At 67.8% G+C, this 18,002-nt stretch carries 13 protein-coding genes; 4 read left to right on the top strand and 9 right to left on the bottom strand.

What is annotated here, in order from left to right:
* Window positions 1–7 precede the first annotated feature (7 nt).
* Window positions 8–1,735: an HNH endonuclease gene (locus JZ791_RS22625; protein ID WP_216897190.1), complete on the bottom strand. Its 1,728-nt coding sequence runs from the start codon at window positions 1,733–1,735 to the stop codon at window positions 8–10.
* A 700-nt stretch (window positions 1,736–2,435) separates the two neighbouring features.
* Window positions 2,436–3,941, bottom strand: a complete 1,506-nt coding sequence (gene pabB / locus JZ791_RS22620) for an aminodeoxychorismate synthase component I (RefSeq protein ID WP_254206125.1) — start codon at window positions 3,939–3,941, stop codon at window positions 2,436–2,438.
* Window positions 3,942–4,123: 182 nt separating this feature from the next.
* Here pabB and JZ791_RS22615 point away from each other — a divergent pair, with 182 nt between their 5' ends.
* Window positions 4,124–5,179, top strand: a complete 1,056-nt coding sequence (locus tag JZ791_RS22615; protein WP_438804554.1) for a phosphotransferase family protein — start codon at window positions 4,124–4,126, stop codon at window positions 5,177–5,179.
* Between the two features lie 11 nt (window positions 5,180–5,190).
* Here the strand turns inward: JZ791_RS22615 and JZ791_RS22610 are convergent, their stop codons facing one another.
* Window positions 5,191–6,123 (bottom strand): esterase/lipase family protein, encoded by a 933-nt coding sequence (locus JZ791_RS22610; RefSeq protein ID WP_216897187.1) that lies wholly within the window; start codon window positions 6,121–6,123, stop codon window positions 5,191–5,193.
* Between the two features lie 294 nt (window positions 6,124–6,417).
* Here JZ791_RS22610 and JZ791_RS22605 point away from each other — a divergent pair, with 294 nt between their 5' ends.
* The 3 genes from JZ791_RS22605 (at window position 6,418) to JZ791_RS22595 (ending at window position 9,094) form a co-directional block, all read left to right on the top strand.
* The gene (locus JZ791_RS22605) at window positions 6,418–7,248 is read left to right on the top strand and encodes a serine hydrolase domain-containing protein (RefSeq protein WP_216897186.1); all 831 of its coding nucleotides are present in this window, start codon (window positions 6,418–6,420) and stop codon (window positions 7,246–7,248) included.
* Between the two features lie 94 nt (window positions 7,249–7,342).
* Window positions 7,343–7,876 (top strand): DUF3145 domain-containing protein, encoded by a 534-nt coding sequence (locus JZ791_RS22600; RefSeq protein WP_216897185.1) that lies wholly within the window; start codon window positions 7,343–7,345, stop codon window positions 7,874–7,876.
* Between the two features lie 165 nt (window positions 7,877–8,041).
* Entirely contained in the window at window positions 8,042–9,094 is a 1,053-nt protein-coding gene (locus JZ791_RS22595) for a GAF domain-containing protein (protein WP_216897184.1), read from the top strand.
* Between the two features lie 119 nt (window positions 9,095–9,213).
* Here JZ791_RS22595 and JZ791_RS22590 read toward each other — a convergent pair whose 3' ends face one another.
* From JZ791_RS22590 to aceE, 6 genes are all read right to left on the bottom strand, one after another.
* Complete coding sequence (locus JZ791_RS22590; RefSeq protein ID WP_216897183.1) at window positions 9,214–10,644, bottom strand: acyl-CoA carboxylase subunit beta; 1,431 nt, start codon at window positions 10,642–10,644, stop codon at window positions 9,214–9,216.
* 127 nt (window positions 10,645–10,771) lie between these two features.
* The gene (locus JZ791_RS22585) at window positions 10,772–12,022 is read right to left on the bottom strand and encodes a KasA/KasB family beta-ketoacyl-ACP synthase (protein WP_216897182.1); all 1,251 of its coding nucleotides are present in this window, start codon (window positions 12,020–12,022) and stop codon (window positions 10,772–10,774) included.
* A 10-nt stretch (window positions 12,023–12,032) separates the two neighbouring features.
* A complete protein-coding gene (gene acpM / locus JZ791_RS22580; RefSeq protein ID WP_216897181.1) occupies window positions 12,033–12,338 on the bottom strand; it encodes a meromycolate extension acyl carrier protein AcpM in 306 nt (101 codons plus the stop codon).
* Between the two features lie 112 nt (window positions 12,339–12,450).
* The gene (locus tag JZ791_RS22575; RefSeq protein WP_216897206.1) at window positions 12,451–13,365 is read right to left on the bottom strand and encodes an ACP S-malonyltransferase; all 915 of its coding nucleotides are present in this window, start codon (window positions 13,363–13,365) and stop codon (window positions 12,451–12,453) included.
* Window positions 13,366–13,492: 127 nt separating this feature from the next.
* On the bottom strand, window positions 13,493–14,827 hold the full coding sequence (locus JZ791_RS22570) for a PucR family transcriptional regulator (RefSeq protein WP_438804553.1): 1,335 nt from the start codon (window positions 14,825–14,827) through the stop codon (window positions 13,493–13,495).
* Window positions 14,828–14,939: 112 nt separating this feature from the next.
* The gene (gene aceE / locus JZ791_RS22565) at window positions 14,940–17,816 is read right to left on the bottom strand and encodes a pyruvate dehydrogenase (acetyl-transferring), homodimeric type (protein WP_216897204.1); all 2,877 of its coding nucleotides are present in this window, start codon (window positions 17,814–17,816) and stop codon (window positions 14,940–14,942) included.
* Window positions 17,817–18,002 lie beyond the last annotated feature (186 nt).

Below are 18,002 nucleotides of genomic sequence, written 5' to 3'. Positions count from 1 at the left end.
GTCGGCGTCAGATCCGCGATCCCTTGGTGCGGTTGCAGGAGCGGCACAGGATCTGCAGATTGCCCGCGCTCGTCGCCCCGCCCCGGCTGAGCGGGATGATGTGGTCGAATTCCAGATAGTGGGTCGCACCGCATTCGATGCATGCGCCGCCGTCGCGCCGCCACACCTGCGCCTTGATCTCCGGCGAGATCGTGCGGCTGTCGCGGCGGCCCGGAGCCAGGGACAGCCGCTTGGCGACGCGCAGCGCGCCCTCCAGGACCGCGGCCACCAGATCCGGGTCGTCGACCTCGAACTCGGCTCCGCCGCGCGCCGAGGTGGTGGAAAGGACGACGAGGCCCTCCACCGTGTTGTCGGTGGAGACGGAAACCACACGCGTCCACGGCATATCGACGCCGGCCTCCGCCCCGACGAACCGCAACTTCTTGTTCGAGCAGATCAGCCGCCCGTCGGACCGATGCTCACCGCGGGCGAGCACGCGCAGGCGGGTCGCCGCGACATCCAGATGCACCCGTTCCTCGGGATCCAGATGCAGTCCGGCCACCGGCACCAGCGGTAGCTCCCCGGAGCGCAACCGGGACAGCGTGCGAGCGCGATGCATGCGCCGGCGCAGTTCCTGGACCAACGGACCGGCCAGGCTCAGCGCCGTGATGGTGTCCTCGAAATCGCCCAGGTCTTCCTGGGTGAGCTCGCCATCGGCCTCGGTGAACGCGGCCAGTCGCTCCACATACGCCATACCGGGCCCGCGCAGCGCGGCGCGGCCGGTATCGACAGGGATATGGCGGTAGCGCAGCGCGGTCCACAGCTCGGCCCATGCCTCGCCGCGCGGCCCCGACCCTGTCAGCACCCGCCAGGCCCGGGCCTTCCAGCCGCTCAGATATTCCTCGATCTCGGCGGTGCATGTCCGGCACGGCGCGGGGGAACCGATGACCCGCCAGCCCCGCCTCCTGCCGCAGTGCGGGCAGACGCGCGCATCCTGCGCTGGTGGTGGGGGTGCGGATTCATCCGTCCAGCGCGTGCCGTTCCACCAGCGCAGTGACTCTCCCCGCAGATGCCAGTCGGCGAGGTCGGGATCCGCCGGTGCGGTCGTGCGCCATTCGTCCTCGACATCGCGTAAATCACTGCGCCGCAGTGACAGCCGGTCTCTGTCCGCGTGCCCGGCGTCCTGTGCCTCGACGCCGAAATCCGCGAACATCTCGGTGAGTTCGGCCCAGGTCGTCCCGAGAGGGCGAAACCACCAGCGGTCCTGTCTGTGGAGGAATTCCGCCAGGGCCGTCACCCGTACCCCGGACTGCTCACCGTCGTCCGCCGGGTGGATCGCATCCGTCCTCGAAGGGTCGTCTGCCCGGGTAGGGGCAGTGCATCGGGCCACCAGCCCGGCGACGTCCTGGACTTCGACCGTCAGATCCGCGATGTCGTGCAGCGTTTCTCGCCTCGCCCGCCCGCCCGCGTCTTCCCGAAGGGATGCGCACAGCACGATGCGCTCCACGTCGGACTCGGTGCGCGGCAGCGAGACTGCCAGCCGGGCAGTCTGCGGTTGGGGCCGCTGATCCAGCGTCACCGCCTGGGAGGGATGCCGGGGCGCGCCGAAATACACCGCGTCGCGCGGCGACCGGACACGGTCGTCGACCGCCAGCAGCAGCGCATGAGCGTCCAGCGCGTGCGCCGAACGCCACGAAAGCGTCACGGTGAGCAGCGAAGTCGGTACCGGCGTCGCGCCATCCTCGGTGTGAGTCATCGTAGTGCGAACTATGCCAGCCGGCACCGACACCGAATGCTGCGAGCCCGTTGCCTCCCGTCCCCGAACTCGTCGTTGTCCGGCGCCGATTCGGCGATCGCCGCAGCCGGAGACGGCATGCCAACCGGTCGGAGTCGGGTTTGCCGGTCGGAATCGGGAGCCCGGATCGGCCGATCCGGGTAGCCTCGGCCCGGCATCGGTATCGATGCAGAGATTGGATACGAGAGGATCACACTGTGAGGCAGAGGATTTTCGGTGGCCTGTGCGCCGCCGCCGCCATCAGTGCCCTGATGATCGCTCCGACCGTGGCTGCCGCACCCGCGGCGACCGCCGCGAGTCCATCATCGGGTGTTGTCCATCAGCAGCCACCGTGGATGCCGCCTCCCGGATGGGGCCACCAGCCTCCGGGTTGGCGTGGCGACCCGGGCTGGCGCGGGTTCAACCATCCCGGCTGGCGCGATCCCGGTACCCCTCCCGGGCTCGACTGGCGCTGTGACCGCCATGGCTACTGGCACAATGACCAGAACGACCACTGGGGACGCCCCGACCAGCGTTGCCACCAGTGGTGATTCGATAGCGCGGTGAGGCGGGGACGGCTCCGTGACGACTCGTCAGCCGTCCCGCTCACGCTTCGTCGTTCCCGCGTGCCGCTGTGCGCACAGCGGCACGCGGGAACGATACGGCCGCGAGTTCTGTCCCCTCAGGCCCTCCCTGCCGGGGCTTGCTGCCGCGCCACATGCGTGACCGCCCGCAGGGCGGAAGCGGCCTTCAGAACCATCTCGTGGTATTCCTGCTCCGGATCGGAATCCAGGACGATCGCACCGCCCGCGCCGACGCGCCAGCGGCCGTCGTGGCGGACCGCGGTGCGGATCACGATATTGAGGTCGGCCGCGCCGCCGAGCGCGAGGAATCCGATAGTGCCCGAATAGATTCCGCGGGCCTCGGTCTCCAACGCATCGATGATGTCCATGGTGCGCAGTTTCGGCGCGCCGGTCATCGAGCCTCCCGGGAAACAGGCCCGCAGACAGGCCACGGCGTCCACGTCGGGGCGCAGCCGCCCGCGGATGGTGCTCACCAGCTGGTGCATCGTCGTATACGTCTCGGTGCGCATGAGCGCGGGCACGCGCACCGTGCCCAGTTCGCAGACCCGGCCCAGATCGTTGCGCAGCAGGTCCACGATCATCAGATTCTCCGCGCGCGTCTTGGGATCCGATTCCAGTGCGCGGCAAAGGGACTCGTCCTCGGCCGGGGTGTTCCCGCGTGGCGCGGTGCCCTTGATCGGCTTGGATTCCACCATGCGGTCGCGATCGATGCGCAGGAATCGTTCCGGCGACGAGCAGGCGATCTCCAGCTCGCCGAAGCGCAGGAACGCCGCGTAGGGGGCCGGATTCGAACGGCGCAGCGTGCGATAGACCTCCAGACCGTCGCAGTCGGCATCGACATGAGCGGCATCGGTCAGGGTGACCTCGTACGTCTCGCCCGCGCGCAACTGCGCGTCGATCTCGGCGATATCGGCCAGATACCGCTCCCGCCCGCGCGTGAGGTGGGCCCGCACCGCATGCTCGTCGGCGGGGAAATCGAGCCGGGCGAGCGGTCCGCGGGCCGGCAGCGAGTCCAGGGCGGCCCGGGCGACGGCCATCCACCGAGGCCCTGCCGCAAGGTTTTTCGCGTCCGAGAGCACGATCAGATGGGTGCGCCCAGCGACATGGTCGACGACGATCAACCGATCGGCGAATATCCACTGCGCGTCGGGCGTCGGCGCGTGATGGCGTGCGGGGGCGCCGCAGTCCGCCTTCATCTCGTAGCCCAGATAGCCGACGTATCCTCCCGCGAAATCGAAGGGAACGTCGGGGAATTCGATCCGCCTCTGGTGCAAACGACTTGCCAGGTAGTCGAATACGGTGCCCGGTTCGGTATGCGGTCCGTCGTGCCGGTCGATCTCGACCCGCCCGCTGCCCACCCGGTACCGCACCACCTCCGCCAGCGGACCGGCGGCGTCGCCGAGATAGGAGAACCGGTCCAGCCCCGGTTCCGCATGCGTGCTGTCGAGCCAGAAGGCCGTCCCCGACTCGCGGTACAGCGCCAGGAAGATCGCCTCGGTGTCCACCGCGCGCTCGATCGTCTCGTGCAGCACGGTCAGGTGCACCGGCTCCGGGCAGGACTGGACAGGGTTGCGCGTGGTGTGCTGTGGATCCGGCCCTGCCATGGCGTTCACCGTAGCCGACCGGCCGCGGCGCCTCTGTGCTGCGCTCAGGCATGCGTACATGGCAAATCCTGCGGTCGGCGACGTATTCGCGGTGTCGCGTCGTGCGGCCGAGTGGCCCGTGCCACAGTGGAGATTGAAGGCATCTGCCCTCAGTTGTCGACGGTTGGTGCACAATGTTGGTCATGTCTGTGGCGCAACCGGTCGAGGTGGATCGCGATGTAGTGGATTTCGCGATCGTGGGCAAGTGGATGGATGAGCAGGGACTGCCCACCGGCGAGTTCACGGGCGTGGCCCCGCTGGGCGGGGGCACCCAGAACATCATGCTGCGATTCACCCGCGGCGGGCGCGACTACGTACTGCGGCGCGGCCCGAAACATCTGCGCGCCAAGAGCAACGACGTGATCCGGCGCGAGGCCAGGCTGCTCGGTGCGCTCACCGGAACCGGGGTCCGCGCGCCCGAGGTGATCGCGGCGTGCCCCGATGAGACGGTGCTCGGCGCGGTGTTCTATCTGATGGAGCCGATCGACGGATTCAACCCGCAGAATGAGCTGCCCGCCCTGCACGCCGGTGATCCCGAGGTCCGCAGGCAGATGGGCCTGTCGGCGGTGGAGGGCATCGCCCGTCTCGGTGCGGTGGACTACCGCGCCCTCGGCCTGGACGACTACGGCAAGCCCGAGGGATTCCTGGAGCGCCAGGTCCCGCGCTGGCTCGGTGAGCTCGAGTCCTACGCCGCCAACGACGGCTATCCCGGGCCCAGCATCCCGGGTGTCGAGCAGGTCGGCGACTGGCTCGACCGGCACCGCCCCGCCCGATGGACCCCCGGCATCCTGCACGGCGACTGCCATCTGGCCAACATGATGTTCCGCTACGACGGCCCACAGCTCGCGGCCATGGTCGATTGGGAGATGTCCACGATCGGCGATCCGCTGCTGGACTTGGGCTGGCAGATCGCCACCCGGCCCGAGCCCGGCACCACCGGCGCGGCGCTGGTCGGCAAGCTGGGCGAGGCGGGCGGGCTGCCCACGCCGGAGGAGATGGTCGCCCACTACGTGCGGTTCTCCGACCGCGACCTCGGCGATATCACCTGGTATACGGTGCTGGCCTGCTTCAAACTCGGCATCGTGCTCGAGGGCACCCACGCCCGTGCCTTCGCCGGCAAGGCGCCCACCCAGGTCGGCGATTTCCTGCACGCCATCACCCTGGAGCTGTTCGAGAAGGCGCATCGGCTGATCGAGTGATCGGCGCGCGCCTATCCCGAGCCGGAGTCGAGTACGTCGAGCGGGTTTATCGGAGCCGTGCACGGATACGGCGCCGACTCCCGCGGATCGAGCTGTCTGAGCACCCATTCGATCACGACGGGGTTCATCTCCAGGCCCGGATGCAAGGCGACGTAGTTCTCGCCGCACAGATCCTGCACCCACTGGTTGGTCACGCCGGGTTCGCGAATGAACGAGGCCTTCCCCGGAGGCGTGACGAGCAGATCGTTGCGCGTGGCGAGTACCGCATAGCGCACACCCGGCACGGCGACCGGTCCGTCGGTGAGTCTGCGGACGAGCCATCCGCTCGGCGTCATGGCCGAGCAGGGGCGACAGACCAGATGGACGGCCGCGTTCACCGGCCTGCCGGAGGATCCCGCCGAGCCTCCGGAGAGCAGGTTCGCGACGGTGTAGAGCCCGTCCAGGGTCGAACCGTAGGTGGGCGGCGCCAGCAGGATCGCCGCGTGGACCGCCTTGGGGTCGATGAACTTCGTGTAGTACTCGATGAGCCCCGCACCCTGGGAGACGCCCACGAGGTCGACGGTGGGCTCGTCCGTCGCCAGGCGCACCAGGGAGATGAACTCCGCCAGCTCCGCAAGAGATCTGTCGGCGGGCCCCACGCCACCGGTCCCCGGCCGCAGCATGCTCAGCGCTGCGAGCGGATCGACCCCGTAGGTCGGTGCGTAGATGCAGTATCCGCGGGCCAGCAGTTGGGTGAACGCCTTGCTCCACGACGCCGCCGTGGCGGTCGTGCCGTGCACGAGGACGACCGGATGAGGATGCTCGGGTGCGGGGTGGCAGCCGTTCACCGACGGCCTCGCCGCGGCGGGAGCGGCCAGAACGGTCGAGCAGACCACGAGCACCCCTAATATCGCGTGCAGCGCCGCGATCGGCCCGATCTGGAACAACGTTCTGCGCCTGCGCAATTCGACTCCCGACTGCTGTTCGGCGCCGCTGCCGTCGCGGATCGCGGACCCTATGTCGGGCGTCGTGGTTCGCTGTCGGCGACTTCGGCGGTGGCGCTGGACCGATGCTCCCGAAACATATATGCGACCTGTGGGTATAGCAAGAATCTCTGACTCTCGGGCATTGCGGAGACGAGAATGTCCGTCCGGACAGGGGGTTTGCCGTGGGGGTGCGGCGTGTCCGGCGGCGGCGCGCGGCCCGGAATCCGAGGGACCCGCGCAGTGACCGGGCGTAACGGGTCGTAGGCTCGTCGCGTGCGAGCACTGGAGCAGATTCGGGAATGGCCTGTCGGACATGCTGCCGCTGGGGTGGTTTCACGTGCGGGAACGGTGACAGAAGGCGATGCGGAGCGGGTGTTTCCGCTGGCCTCGGTGACGAAACCGCTTGTCGCCTACGCGGTCCTGGTCGCGGTGGAGGAGGGGGCGATCGAGTTGGACCAGCCCGCGGGGCCGCCCGGATCCACGGTGCGGCATCTGCTGGCGCACACCTCCGGACTAGCATTCGACACCACGGTGATCATGGCCGAGCCCGGTGCGCGGCGGATTTATTCCAGCTCCGGATTCGAGGTGCTGGCCCGGTTCGTGGTCGAACAGACCGGGATCGAGTTCGAGGATTATCTGTACGAGGCGGTATTCGAGCCACTCGGAATGAAATCCTCGGAACTGGATGGCTCGGCCGGGCACGGCGCGAGTTCCACGGTCGCCGACCTTCTGCGTTTCGCTTCCGAGTTGCTGGATCCGACATTGCTGACCGGTGAAAGCCTGGCGGCCGCGACGAGCGTGCAATTTCCGGGCCGCGACGGCGTGCTGCCGGGATTCGGCTCGCAGCGCCCCAATGATTGGGGGCTCGGATTCGAGATCCGCGACCGGAAAACTCCCCATTGGACCGGCGCGACGAACTCCGCGCGCACCTACGGGCATTTCGGCCAGTCCGGCACGTTCCTGTGGGTGGATCCGGTACCGGGGGTGGCATGCGTGGCCCTGGCCGACGAGAATTTCGGCGATTGGTCACGCGCGGCGTGGCCCCCGTTGAGTGACGCGGTGATCGGTGAATTCGCCGAGAATCGCAACACAGCGGAAAAGTAACACCCGTAACTCGCAGCACTCCAGTAAACTCGGGCAACGCCAGCTCGATCGATCGTTGGGGAAGACGTTCCCGGTCGAGGCTGGAGGTGTGCTGGTGCGCGGATCGAACCAGTTCGCGGATGCGACGTCGGGTGTTGTATACATCCACGCGTCGCCCGCCGCGCTGTGCCCGCACATCGAGTGGACCCTGTCCTCGACGCTGAAATCACCCGCGCAATTGCGCTGGACGGCGCAACCCGTCGATTCCGGACAGCTTCGGGCCACCACCGATTGGGTGGGCCCGGTCGGCACCGGATCGAAGTTGGCCAACGCGTTGCGGGCGTGGCCGGTATTGCGTTTCGAGATCACCGAGGATCCCAGCGAGGGCGTCGACGGTGAACGGTACAGTTTCGTTCCCGGCCTGGGCCTGTGGTGCGGTGCGATGAGCGCCAACGGCGATGTGATGGTGGGGGAGATGCGGCTGCGGGAGATCGTGCGCTCGGCGCGCGAGCGCGGTCGCCACACCCCCGCCGATATCGCCGCCGAAATCGACCGCGCCCTGGGGACGGCCTGGGACGACGACCTCGAGGCGTACCGCAGCGGCAGCGAGGGCGCGGAGATCACCTGGCTGCGCCGCGACGTCGGATAGGCCGCCCGTCCGGACCGGACGGAATGTGGTGAGCTGCCGGACGATCGTCGGCCGAGGTGCCGCATAGGCCCGTGTCCGGTTTGTCTTGAAAACCGACCGGTCTTGGTGGTGGATTACCTCCGTGTGGCAGAGTCTTGTGTCGGATGAATGACCAGGAGGGGGAATATGAACAGCGGTCGAGTGCTGGTTGAAACGCTGGGGGGCGGTTCCGAGGACGCCGAGTGGACCGTCTTGGCGGTCGACGGGCGTCCGGTGCGGTGGCGGTCGATACTGCGGGTGCTGCCGATCGGTGTGCAGCCGCTGCTGGTCCAGGCATATCGTCGCCGGGCGCGAGTCGCCGCACGCCTGCCCGCGCGGGTATTCGGGGAGCCCGGCGCGGATCCGACGGTGGAGGTCGTCGTCGCGGTGACGCCGGTGCTGGGTCCTCGCGATCGCGTGCACGCGATCCAGGTGTGCTACGCATCCGGGGGTGATGCAATGCCACTGCCTTATATTGTTGCGGCAGTGGACTATTCGTCGGACGAGCGTTCGATCTATTTGGCGGCCAATCCATTCGGCTGGAGGCTTCCGGACGGCAGGTCGAGTTGGACTGTGCCGGAAGCCTTTCGCTTCGTCGAGAGATTCGACGAAGCGATGGATCTCATCCTGCGCACGCTCGATCCGGTCGAGCGGCTGAGCTGGGCGGGCGATCTCACCGTGCGCGCGGGCGATGCGGCCCGCCGCTATCGGCTGGTGCTGCGCGGCGGCGCGGGCGGCGAGCGCACGCAGCTGCGCGGACTACTGCTCGATGTCACCGAATCCCTTGCGCCCGAACCTGCCTCGGTCGATTACGCGACGCTGGCCGCCCTCGGCCGGCGCCACGCGGACCACTCGTATCTCGCACTGGCCGATGTGCACAAGCTGCGGATCATCCGCTGGATCACCGACCCGGTGCCGGGAATCCAGTGGAAGGGTACGGTCGACCAGCGCGACACCGCCCATCCCGACGACCTCGCGTGCGTCCGGGGGGAGCTGGAACGTGTACTGCGCGAAGGGCTTTCCCGCAACGTCATCGAGAACATCCGCATGCGCCGCATCGGCGGCGGCTGGACGGTGATCGACGTCGTCAGCACGATGGTCCCCGGCTCCCAGCCGCCCGTACTGCTGCTGATCGAGATGACGGTGGTCGGCCACACCGACGACCCCGACCCCACCGAACCCGATCTCGTCGACGGTTGACCGGCGAGCGGGCGAAACCGGGTATCGGTCACCGTCGGCCGTCGGTGTCCCACGGTTCCAGACGCGAAACGGGTGACCTCGGCGAGGAGGCCACCCGTGTCATGTTGCCGCGGTAGAACTTACAGTGGGATGTTCTTGTTGTGGCTCGGCCGGGCCGGCGCCGACGCCAGGGCGGCGGCGATGGTGGAGCGGGTCTTGGCCGGGTCGATGATCTCGTCGACCACGCCGATCGAGATCGCGCGGCCCAGGCCGCCCGCGATCTGCTCGTGCTCGGCGGTCAGGCGCTCGATCATGGCCTCGCGCTCCTCCTCGGGGGCTGCGGCGATGGCCTTCTTGTGCAGGATGCCGACGGCGGCCTTGGCGCCCATGACCGCGACCTCGCCCTCCGGCCACGCGTACACCGCGGTGGCGCCGAGCGAGCGGGCGTTCATGGCGATGTACGCGCCGCCGTAGATCTTGCGGGTCACCAGGGTCACGCGCGGAACGCGGGCCTCGGCGAACGCGTGCAGCAGCTTCGCGCCGCGACGCACGACGCCCTCCCACTCCATGCCGACACCGGGCAGGTAGCCGGGGACGTCGGTGACCACGACCAGCGGGATGCCGAACGAGTTGCACAGGCGCACGAACCGCGCGGCCTTCTCGGCGCTCTCGGAGGTCAGGCAGCCGCCCATGCGCAGCGGGTTGTTGGCCAGCACGCCGACGGTGCGACCGGCCAGACGGCCGACACCGGTGACGATGCTGCGCGCGTAGCCACCCTGGAACTCCTCGAAGGAGGACTCGCCATCGACGTTGTCCAGCAGCTCGTGCACGACGGGTTTGACGTCGTAGGCGCGCTTGGCCGACTTCGGCATCAGCGCCTTGAGGTCCACATCGCCGTGCTCGGCGGCGACCATGTCGAACTCGCCCTGCTCGGCGAACATCGAGATCAGGCGGCGGCCGCGGTGCAGCGCGTCCAGCTCGTTGTCCGCGACGATGTGGCAGACGCCGGACTTCTTGAAGTGGGTGTCGGGGCCGCCGAGCGTCGCCATGTCCACGTTCTCGCCGGTGACACTGCGCACGACATCGGGACCGGTCACGAACACGCGGCCCTCGGGAGCCATGATGACCACATCGGTGAGCGCCGGACCGTAGGCCGCGCCGCCCGCGGCGAAGCCCAGCACCACCGAGATCTGCGGAACCAGCCCGGACGCGCGAACCATGGCCTCGAAGACCAGGCCGACCGCGTGCAGAGCCTCAACACCCTCGGCCAGGCGGGCGCCACCGGAATGCCAGATGCCCACGACGGGGATGTGGGAGTCGATGGCGGTGTCGATCGCGTCGACGATGTGCTTGCAGCCGTCCACGCCCATCGCGCCGCCCATCACGGTGGCGTCGGAGCAGTAGGCGACGGTGCGCACGCCGTCGACCTCGCCGATGGCGGCGAGCACGCCGGACTTGTCACGAGGGTGGAGCGGGAGAACAGTGCCGGGATCGAAGAATCGCTGCAACCGGCCGAGCGGATCCCGGGGATCGGTCGCAGCATCAGCCTGGGCGGGGGCCAAAGTGGTCATCGCGTTCTCTCCTCGAGAGGATGTCGAGTCGCTATGCGGCTTTACGTATGTTTGTGCCCCGGTCGGGGCTACCGGTGTTCCCGGTAGCCCCAACCGGATGCGCTGGTCCTATGCGACCGGCGAAATATCAGTACCGGCCGAAGGCGAGCGCAACATTGTGCCCACCGAAACCGAACGAGTTGTTGATCGCGTACTCGATGTCCTGACGGCGAGCCTCGCCGTGCACGACATCCAGATCGATCTCCGGATCCTGGTTCTCCAGGTTCAGCGTGGGCGGCACGATGCCGTCACGGATGCTGAGCACTGTGAGCACCGACTCGAGCGCGCCGACCGCGCCGATCGAGTGGCCCAGGGCGGACTTCGGAGCGTAGACCGAGGCATGATTGCCGACGGCCAGGCTGATCGCGTTCGCCTCGGCCGTATCGCCGATCGGCGTCGCGGTCGCATGCGCGTTGACGTGAGCGATGTCCTTGCTGGTCAGGCCAGCTGTCTGCATCGCCCTTGTCATCGCGCGAGCCGCGCCCTGCCCGTCGGGGGCGGGGGCGACCAGATGGAAACCGTCGGAGGTGATCCCGGCGCCCATCAGACGAGCGTGAATGGTGGCGCCGCGCGCCTTGGCGTGCTCCTCGGTCTCGACGACCATGAGCGCGCCCGCTTCGCCGAAGACGAAGCCGTCGCGGTCCTTGTCGAAGGGGCGCGAGGCCGCCTTCGGATTGTCGTTACGGGTGCTCATCGCGCGCATCATGGAGAATGCCGCGATCGGCACGGCGTCGATGTATCCCTCGACGCCACCGGTGACGACGATGTCGGCGTCGCCCATGACGATCATCCGCCACGCGTTCGCGATGGCCTCCGAACCCGATGAGCACGCCGAGACCGGAGTGACCACTCCCGCCCTGGCCTTGAGTTCCAGGCCCACTACGGCGGACGGTCCGTTCGGCATCACCATCTGGACCGCCAGCGGCGAAATCTTGCGATAGCCACCGTTCTTGAGCTTGTCGACCGAGTCGATCAGCGCGTCGCCGCCACCGAGTCCGGTGCCGATCGCCACGCCGAGCCGTTCCGGGTCGACCTCTGGACTGCCGGCGTTCCTCCACACCTCGCGACCGAGGACGGTCGCGAGCTGCTCGACATACGCCATGCGACGGCATTCGACCCGGCTGAGCAGGGTCTCGGGCCGCACCTTCAGATGTCCGCCGATGCGGACCGGAAGGCCGTATTCCTCGACGAAGGAATCCTCGAGAGTGTCGATACCGCTCTCGCCGTTGAGGAGTCCCTTCCACGTCGCATCGACGTCACCCGCGATCGACGTGGTCGCCGCCAGGCTAGTTACGACGACGTTGGGAAAATTCCCGTTCAAGGTGGAAGGAGTGGTCACGGTATCGGTCCTACTCGGCGTCCGCGCCGAACTTGGCCTTCAGCTCGGCAGCGGCCTCGGAGTTCTCGGCCTCGAGCTTCTGGATGTATGCGACGGCGTCGCCGACGGTCTTCAAGCTGGCCAGATCCTCGTCCGGGATCTTGACGCCGTACTTGTCCTCGGTCTGCACCGCGATCTCGACCATCGACAGGGAGTCGATGTCCAGGTCGTCGACGAAGGACTTCTCGATGGTGACCTCGGAGGGCTCGATTCCGGTCACCTCTTCGATGATCTTGCCGAGCTCTTCGACGATCTGTTCCTGGGTCAGAGCGGCCACTGCGTGGCTCCCTTCTAATTTCTGTCGGGGTTGCGATTGTTTTGTCGGTGCCGAACGGAAGAATGTTTCTAACCATTCGGTTGCGGTTGCGTCACTGCCACCGCGGGAAAAGCTATCCGGTTGCTACAAGATCAGACAACGCGGGGATGTTCTCAGGGGTCTTCAGCGCCAAAATCCGGGTGCCCTTGAGCTCTCGTTTGGCGATGCCTACCAGGGCGCCCGCGGGCGGCAACTCGGCCACCACGGAAACCCCTGCCGCGCGAACGGTTTCGGTGCACAGATCCCACCGGACGGGCCGGGTGACCTGTGCCGCGAGCTTATCGATGGCGTCCTTGCCCGAACCGACCGGCTGCCCATCGTAATTCGACAGTAGGGTCCTGGTCGGTTCGCCGGGGGTTATCCGGTTGATGGCATTCGTCACAGCATCCTGAGCGGGACCCATGAATGCGGTGTGAAATGCCCCGGCTACCGGCAGTGCGCGAATTCGGGCGGACGCGGGCGGGTTCGCCGCCAATTCCGCCAGCGCATCGAGCCGACCGGCGGCCACGATCTGACCCGCCGCATTGCGGTTGGCCGGAACGAGATCCAATTCGTCCAGTCGGGCGAGCACGGCGGCCTCGTCGCCACCGAGCACGGCGGACATTCCGGTCGGTTCCAGCGCACACGCCTTGGCCATCTCCGCACCGCGGATCGAGGCCAGCATCACCGCCTCGTCGGGGGTGATGACGCCGGCGACCGCGGCTGCGGCGAGCTCGCCGACCGAGTGTCCAGCAACGATCGTATCGGCCGGAAGTACCTCCTGGGAAATCTCGGAGTACGCCAGCAGCGCCGCGGCGACCACCAACGGCTGCGTGACAGCCGTATCGGTGATCTCCTCCGCGCCGGCTGTAGTACCCAACGTCACCAGATCCAGGCCTGCGACCTTGGACCATCCTTCGAGCCGGTCACGCGCGCCGGGGAAATCGAGCCATGGCGCGAACATGCCGGGTGTCTGGGAGCCCTGTCCGGGGGCGAACAACGCGATCACGTCTATAGACAACACCGTCCGAGGCGGTTGTGGAGATGTCGACGCGAATGATGTTTGTCGGTCGCTTTTGTGTGGACCCCACAAAACAGCTAGTGGACCGCCCCGATCGACTGCTTCCGTCCGGGCGTTACAGGCGATCTTCGTAAAGAGTGCTTGATGGGTCCTCTGTGACGGATGACGATGATTCGTTACGAGTTCGTGTCAATCTACCTATGGTGGCAGCGATCCGGAGCACGTAGGCATCCCGTGGATTCATGGGATCCCGGCCGGTGACCTCGCCGATCCGCTTGAGGCGGTACCGCACTGTATTTGGATGAACGAACAGCTGGCGCGCACACGTCTCGACTGCCCCGCCGCAGTCCAGATAGGCGTCGAGGGTGTCCGACAGGGCCGATCCAGCGGCGGCCAACGGTAGCACAAGATACTCGTTCAACGACTCGACCGCAGCGCGATCACCGAGCAGTGCTCGTTCGGGTAGCAGTTCCGAGGCGTGCACCGGTCGCGGCGCCCCGCGCCAGCCCACCACGGCCTCCATTCCGGCCATCGCCTCCACCGCGCTGACGTGCGCGGCGGACAGGGTGCGGGTGGTGGGGCCGATGACGACCGGGCCCTCGGAGAACGCCTCGGCGAGCAGATCGGTGACGAACGGCGAGGGATAGCTGGTGTCGCCCAGATTGCCGCTGACCACCATCACCAACCGGGAGCCCTGCACCACGGCCAGCGCCGCGCGTCCGTGCCGGGCGGCGGTCGTGTGCACCGACCCCACCACCGCGACCTGATCGCGCGGCGGTGTGCCGACCAGCACGGTGGCCGGCGCGGTGGCGTCCCAGTTGAGCGTCGCCGCCCGCGAGAGCATCTCCGGGCCGGTGTCCCCGCGCACGACCGCGTCCACCACGAGGGCCTCGAGGCGGGTGTCCCAGGCGCCCCGGGATTCGGCCGCGCTGGCGTACACCGAGGCCGCCGCGAAGCCCAGCTCGCGCCCGTAGCGCAGCACCGCCTCGGTCAGGGCCACCAGCTGCCGGTCGTTGCGGGCCAGCGCGGGCAGCCACTGCTCGAAGAACTCCATGGCCACCCGGACCATGTCCACGGTCTGGCGCAGCGTCAGGCGGCGAGCCAGATCCTGCGGGATCACCTGGAAGGCGTCGAGGCTGAACCGGATATCGCTCTCCGGGTCCTGCAGCCACTCCAGGAAGTTCACCACCGCGGTCTGCACGAGCATCTGCACGCCGGCGCGCTGGGCGGCGTCCAGGTTCACGAAGAACGGGAGCCGATCCTCCATCGAGGACACGGCCTCGGTGGACAGCCGCCCGGAGAACTGCTTGACCCGTTTGAGCAGAGTGTCCGGCAGCGGGTCACGATTCTGCCGATTCGGCGACAGCGCTCCGGTGGGCAGGTACACCTCGTTGGAGGTCGAGGTGTCGGAGTCGGAGATCCGACGCGGTCTCGGCGGTTTACGATCCACGTCTCCATACTCCACGGTGTCGGCGGTACTTATATGTGGGTGGCGCGGCCGGGCCTGCCGGATGTCACGACTGTGTCGTCGCGATATCCGGCAGGCCTGCCGCATCCGGGCACTACTCGTCGGTGGATGTCGCCAGTTCGGCGGCGTTCACGTCGTGGATGCGATAGCGCGCGGCGGCCTCGGTCGCCTTGCCCGCGTCGACCGCGCCGGTGCGGGCCAGGGCCGCCAGGACCGCGACCGTGATCGACTGGGCGTCGACATTGAAGACCCGGCGCGCCGCCTGACGGGTGTCGGAGAAACCGAAGCCGTCGGTGCCGAGCGTGGTGTAATCGCCCGGAACCCACTTGCGGATCTGGTCCTGCACTCCGCGCATCCAGTCCGACGCGGCCACGACCGGGCCCTGCGCCTGCGACAGCACCCGGGTGACGTACGGGACGCCCGGTTCGGCGCCCGGGTTGTGCAGGGCGGCGATCTCCTGCGCCAGGGCCTCGCGGCGCAGCTCGCTCCACGAGGTCACCGACCAGACATCGGCTTGCACACCCCATTCGGCCAGCAACTCCTGCGCCCGCAGGCCGTCGGGCACCGTCACGCCCGAGACCAGGATCTGCGCGCGTACCGTGCCCTCACCACCGGGCTTGTACAGGTAGAGACCCTTGAGCAGGCCCTCGATGTCGATGCCGTCCGGCTCGGCGGGCTGCGGGTAGGGCTCGTTGTACAGGGTGATGTAGTAGCTGATGTTCTCGCCGCCGAAGGTGTCGTGCGACAGGTGCGGATGCGTACCGGGCAGCGCCGCGGTCTCCGGCGCCGGCTGCCCGCCGCCGTACATCCGGCGCAGGCCGTCGCGCACGATGTGGGCGATCTCGAAGGCGAAGGCCGGGTCGTAGGCCACCATCGCCGGGTTCGTCGAGGCGAGCAGCATCGACTGACCGTCGTTGTGCTGCAGGCCCTCACCGGTCAGCGTGGTCCGCCCGGCGGTCGCGCCGAGAATGAATCCACGCGCCAGTTGATCGGCCGCCGCCCACAGGCCATCGCCCGTGCGCTGGAAGCCGAACATCGAATAGAAGATGTACAGCGGGATCATCGGCTCGCCGTGCGTGGCGTACGAGGTACCCGCGGCGGTGAACGACGCGGTCGACCCGGCCTCGTTGATGCCCTCGTGCAGGATCTGGCCGACGGTGGACTCCTTGTACGCCAGCATCAGTTCCGCGTCGACCGAGGTGTACAGCTGACCGTTGCGGTTGTAGATCTTCAGCGACGGGAACCACGAGTCCATGCCGAACGTACGCGCCTCGTCCGGGATGATCGGCACGATCCGCTTGCCGATTTCCTTGTCGCGCAACAGTTCCTTCATCAGGCGCACGAACGCCATCGTGGTGGCGACGTTCTGCTTGCCCGAACCCTTGCGCACGCCGCGGTACGGCTCGTCGCCGGGCAGTTGCAGCGGCTTGGGCGTGCTGCGTCGCTCGGGCAGATAGCCGCCCAGGGCCTGGCGGCAGCCCAGCATGTACTGGATCTCCGGGGCCTCCATGCCGGGGTGGTAGTACGGCGGCAGGTACGGGTTCGCCTCGAGTTCGGCGTCGGTGATCGGGATGCGCTGCAGGTCGCGGAACGCCTTCAGATCGTCCAGCGTCATCTTCTTCATCTGGTGCGTGGCGTTGCGCGCCTCGAAGTGCTTGCCCAGGCCGTAACCCTTGATGGTCTTGGCCAGGATCACCGTCGGCTGTCCCTTGTGCGCCAGCGCGGCCGAATACGCCGCGTAGATCTTGCGGTAATCGTGACCGCCGCGCTTGAGGTTCCAGACCTCGGCGTCGGACAGGTTCTTGACCAGCTCCTTGGTGCGCGGATCGCGACCGAAGAAGTGTTCGCGCACATACGCGCCGTCGTTGGCCTTGTAGGTCTGGTAGTCGCCGTCGGGGGTGCTGTTCATCAGGTTCACCAGCGCGCCGTCGCGGTCCGCGCCCAGCAGCGCGTCCCACTCACGGCCCCAGATGACCTTGATGACGTTCCAGCCCGCGCCGCGGAAGAACGACTCCAGCTCCTGAATGATCTTGCCGTTACCGCGTACCGGGCCGTCCAGGCGCTGCAGGTTGCAGTTGATGACGAAGGTGAGGTTGTCCAGCGCCTCGTTCGCCGCGACCTGGATCAGGCCGCGCGATTCGGGCTCGTCCATCTCGCCGTCGCCCAGGAACGCCCACACGTGCTGCTCGGAGGTGTCCTTGATGCCGCGGTCGTGCAGGTAGTGGTTGAACCGGGCCTGGTAGATGGCGTTCATCGGGCCCAAACCCATGGAGACCGTGGGGAATTCCCAGAACTCCGGCATCAGGCGCGGATGCGGATACGAGGACAGGCCGTGACCGGGACCGCCGTTGCTGTACTCCTGGCGGAATCCGTCCATCTGGTCGGTGGTCAGGCGGCCCTCGAGAAACGCCCGCGCGTACATGCCGGGGGAGGCGTGGCCCTGGAAGTAGACCTGGTCGCCGCCGCCGGGATGGTCCTTACCGCGGAAGAAGTGATTGAAGCCGACCTCGTACAGCGCCGCCGACGACGCGTAGGTCGAAATGTGGCCGCCCACACCGATACCCGGCCGCTGCGCGCGATGCACCATGATCGCGGCGTTCCAGCGGATCCAGGCGCGGTAGCGGCGCTCGACCTCCTCGTCGCCGGGGAACCAGGGCTCGTTCTCGGTGGGGATGGTGTTGACGTAGTCGGTGGAGGTCAGCGCGGGGATCGCGACATGCCGTTCGCCGGCCCGCTCGAGCAGGCGCAGCATCAGGTAGCGGGCGCGGCCCGGGCCCTCCCGTTCGAGCATGTCGTCGAAGGACTCCAGCCATTCGCTGGTTTCGTCCGGGTCGATATCCGGTAGGTACGACGCCACCCCCTCGCGGATCACTCGCACGCGCGACCCGCCCGACTGCGCGCGAGCCGACCCGGGGTCGGCGGCGCCGCCGTTGGTTGAAATCGACGATGACGACGAAGACTCCGTGTGCATCACGTCTGTCAAAATCAATGCTCCTCGTAAGGGGGTGGACAAGCTGATTGCTCTAACCCCGGATAGTCGCGCTGGTAAGCGGGCTATCCGTCACGAACGTCACGCACGTCGTCGGGCTCGGTGCGTCCGCTCGGTGAGGGTGCGCGGCGGTGGTCTCGTCTTGCCACGTTCCCTCGTGGATGGGGC

The sequence above is a fragment of the Nocardia alni genome, from assembly GCF_019038435.1.
GTDB classification, from domain to species: domain Bacteria; phylum Actinomycetota; class Actinomycetes; order Mycobacteriales; family Mycobacteriaceae; genus Nocardia; species Nocardia alni.
The sequence above is the reverse complement of the archived record's forward strand: the minus strand, read 5'-3'. Positions and strand labels throughout refer to the sequence as shown.

What these genes read in the sequence shown, in the direction of transcription:
- JZ791_RS22625 (WP_216897190.1), bottom strand. Translation starts at nt 1,735, where the DNA reads ATGACTCACACCGAGGATGGCGCGACGCCGGTACCGACTTCGCTGCTC.
- pabB (WP_254206125.1), bottom strand. Translation starts at nt 3,941, where the DNA reads ATGGCAGGGCCGGATCCACAGCACACCACGCGCAACCCTGTCCAGTCC.
- JZ791_RS22615 (WP_438804554.1), top strand. Translation starts at nt 4,124, where the DNA reads ATGTCTGTGGCGCAACCGGTCGAGGTGGATCGCGATGTAGTGGATTTC.
- JZ791_RS22595 (WP_216897184.1), top strand. Translation starts at nt 8,042, where the DNA reads ATGAACAGCGGTCGAGTGCTGGTTGAAACGCTGGGGGGCGGTTCCGAG.
- JZ791_RS22590 (WP_216897183.1), bottom strand. Translation starts at nt 10,644, where the DNA reads ATGACCACTTTGGCCCCCGCCCAGGCTGATGCTGCGACCGATCCCCGG.
- aceE (WP_216897204.1), bottom strand. Translation starts at nt 17,816, where the DNA reads ATGCACACGGAGTCTTCGTCGTCATCGTCGATTTCAACCAACGGCGGC.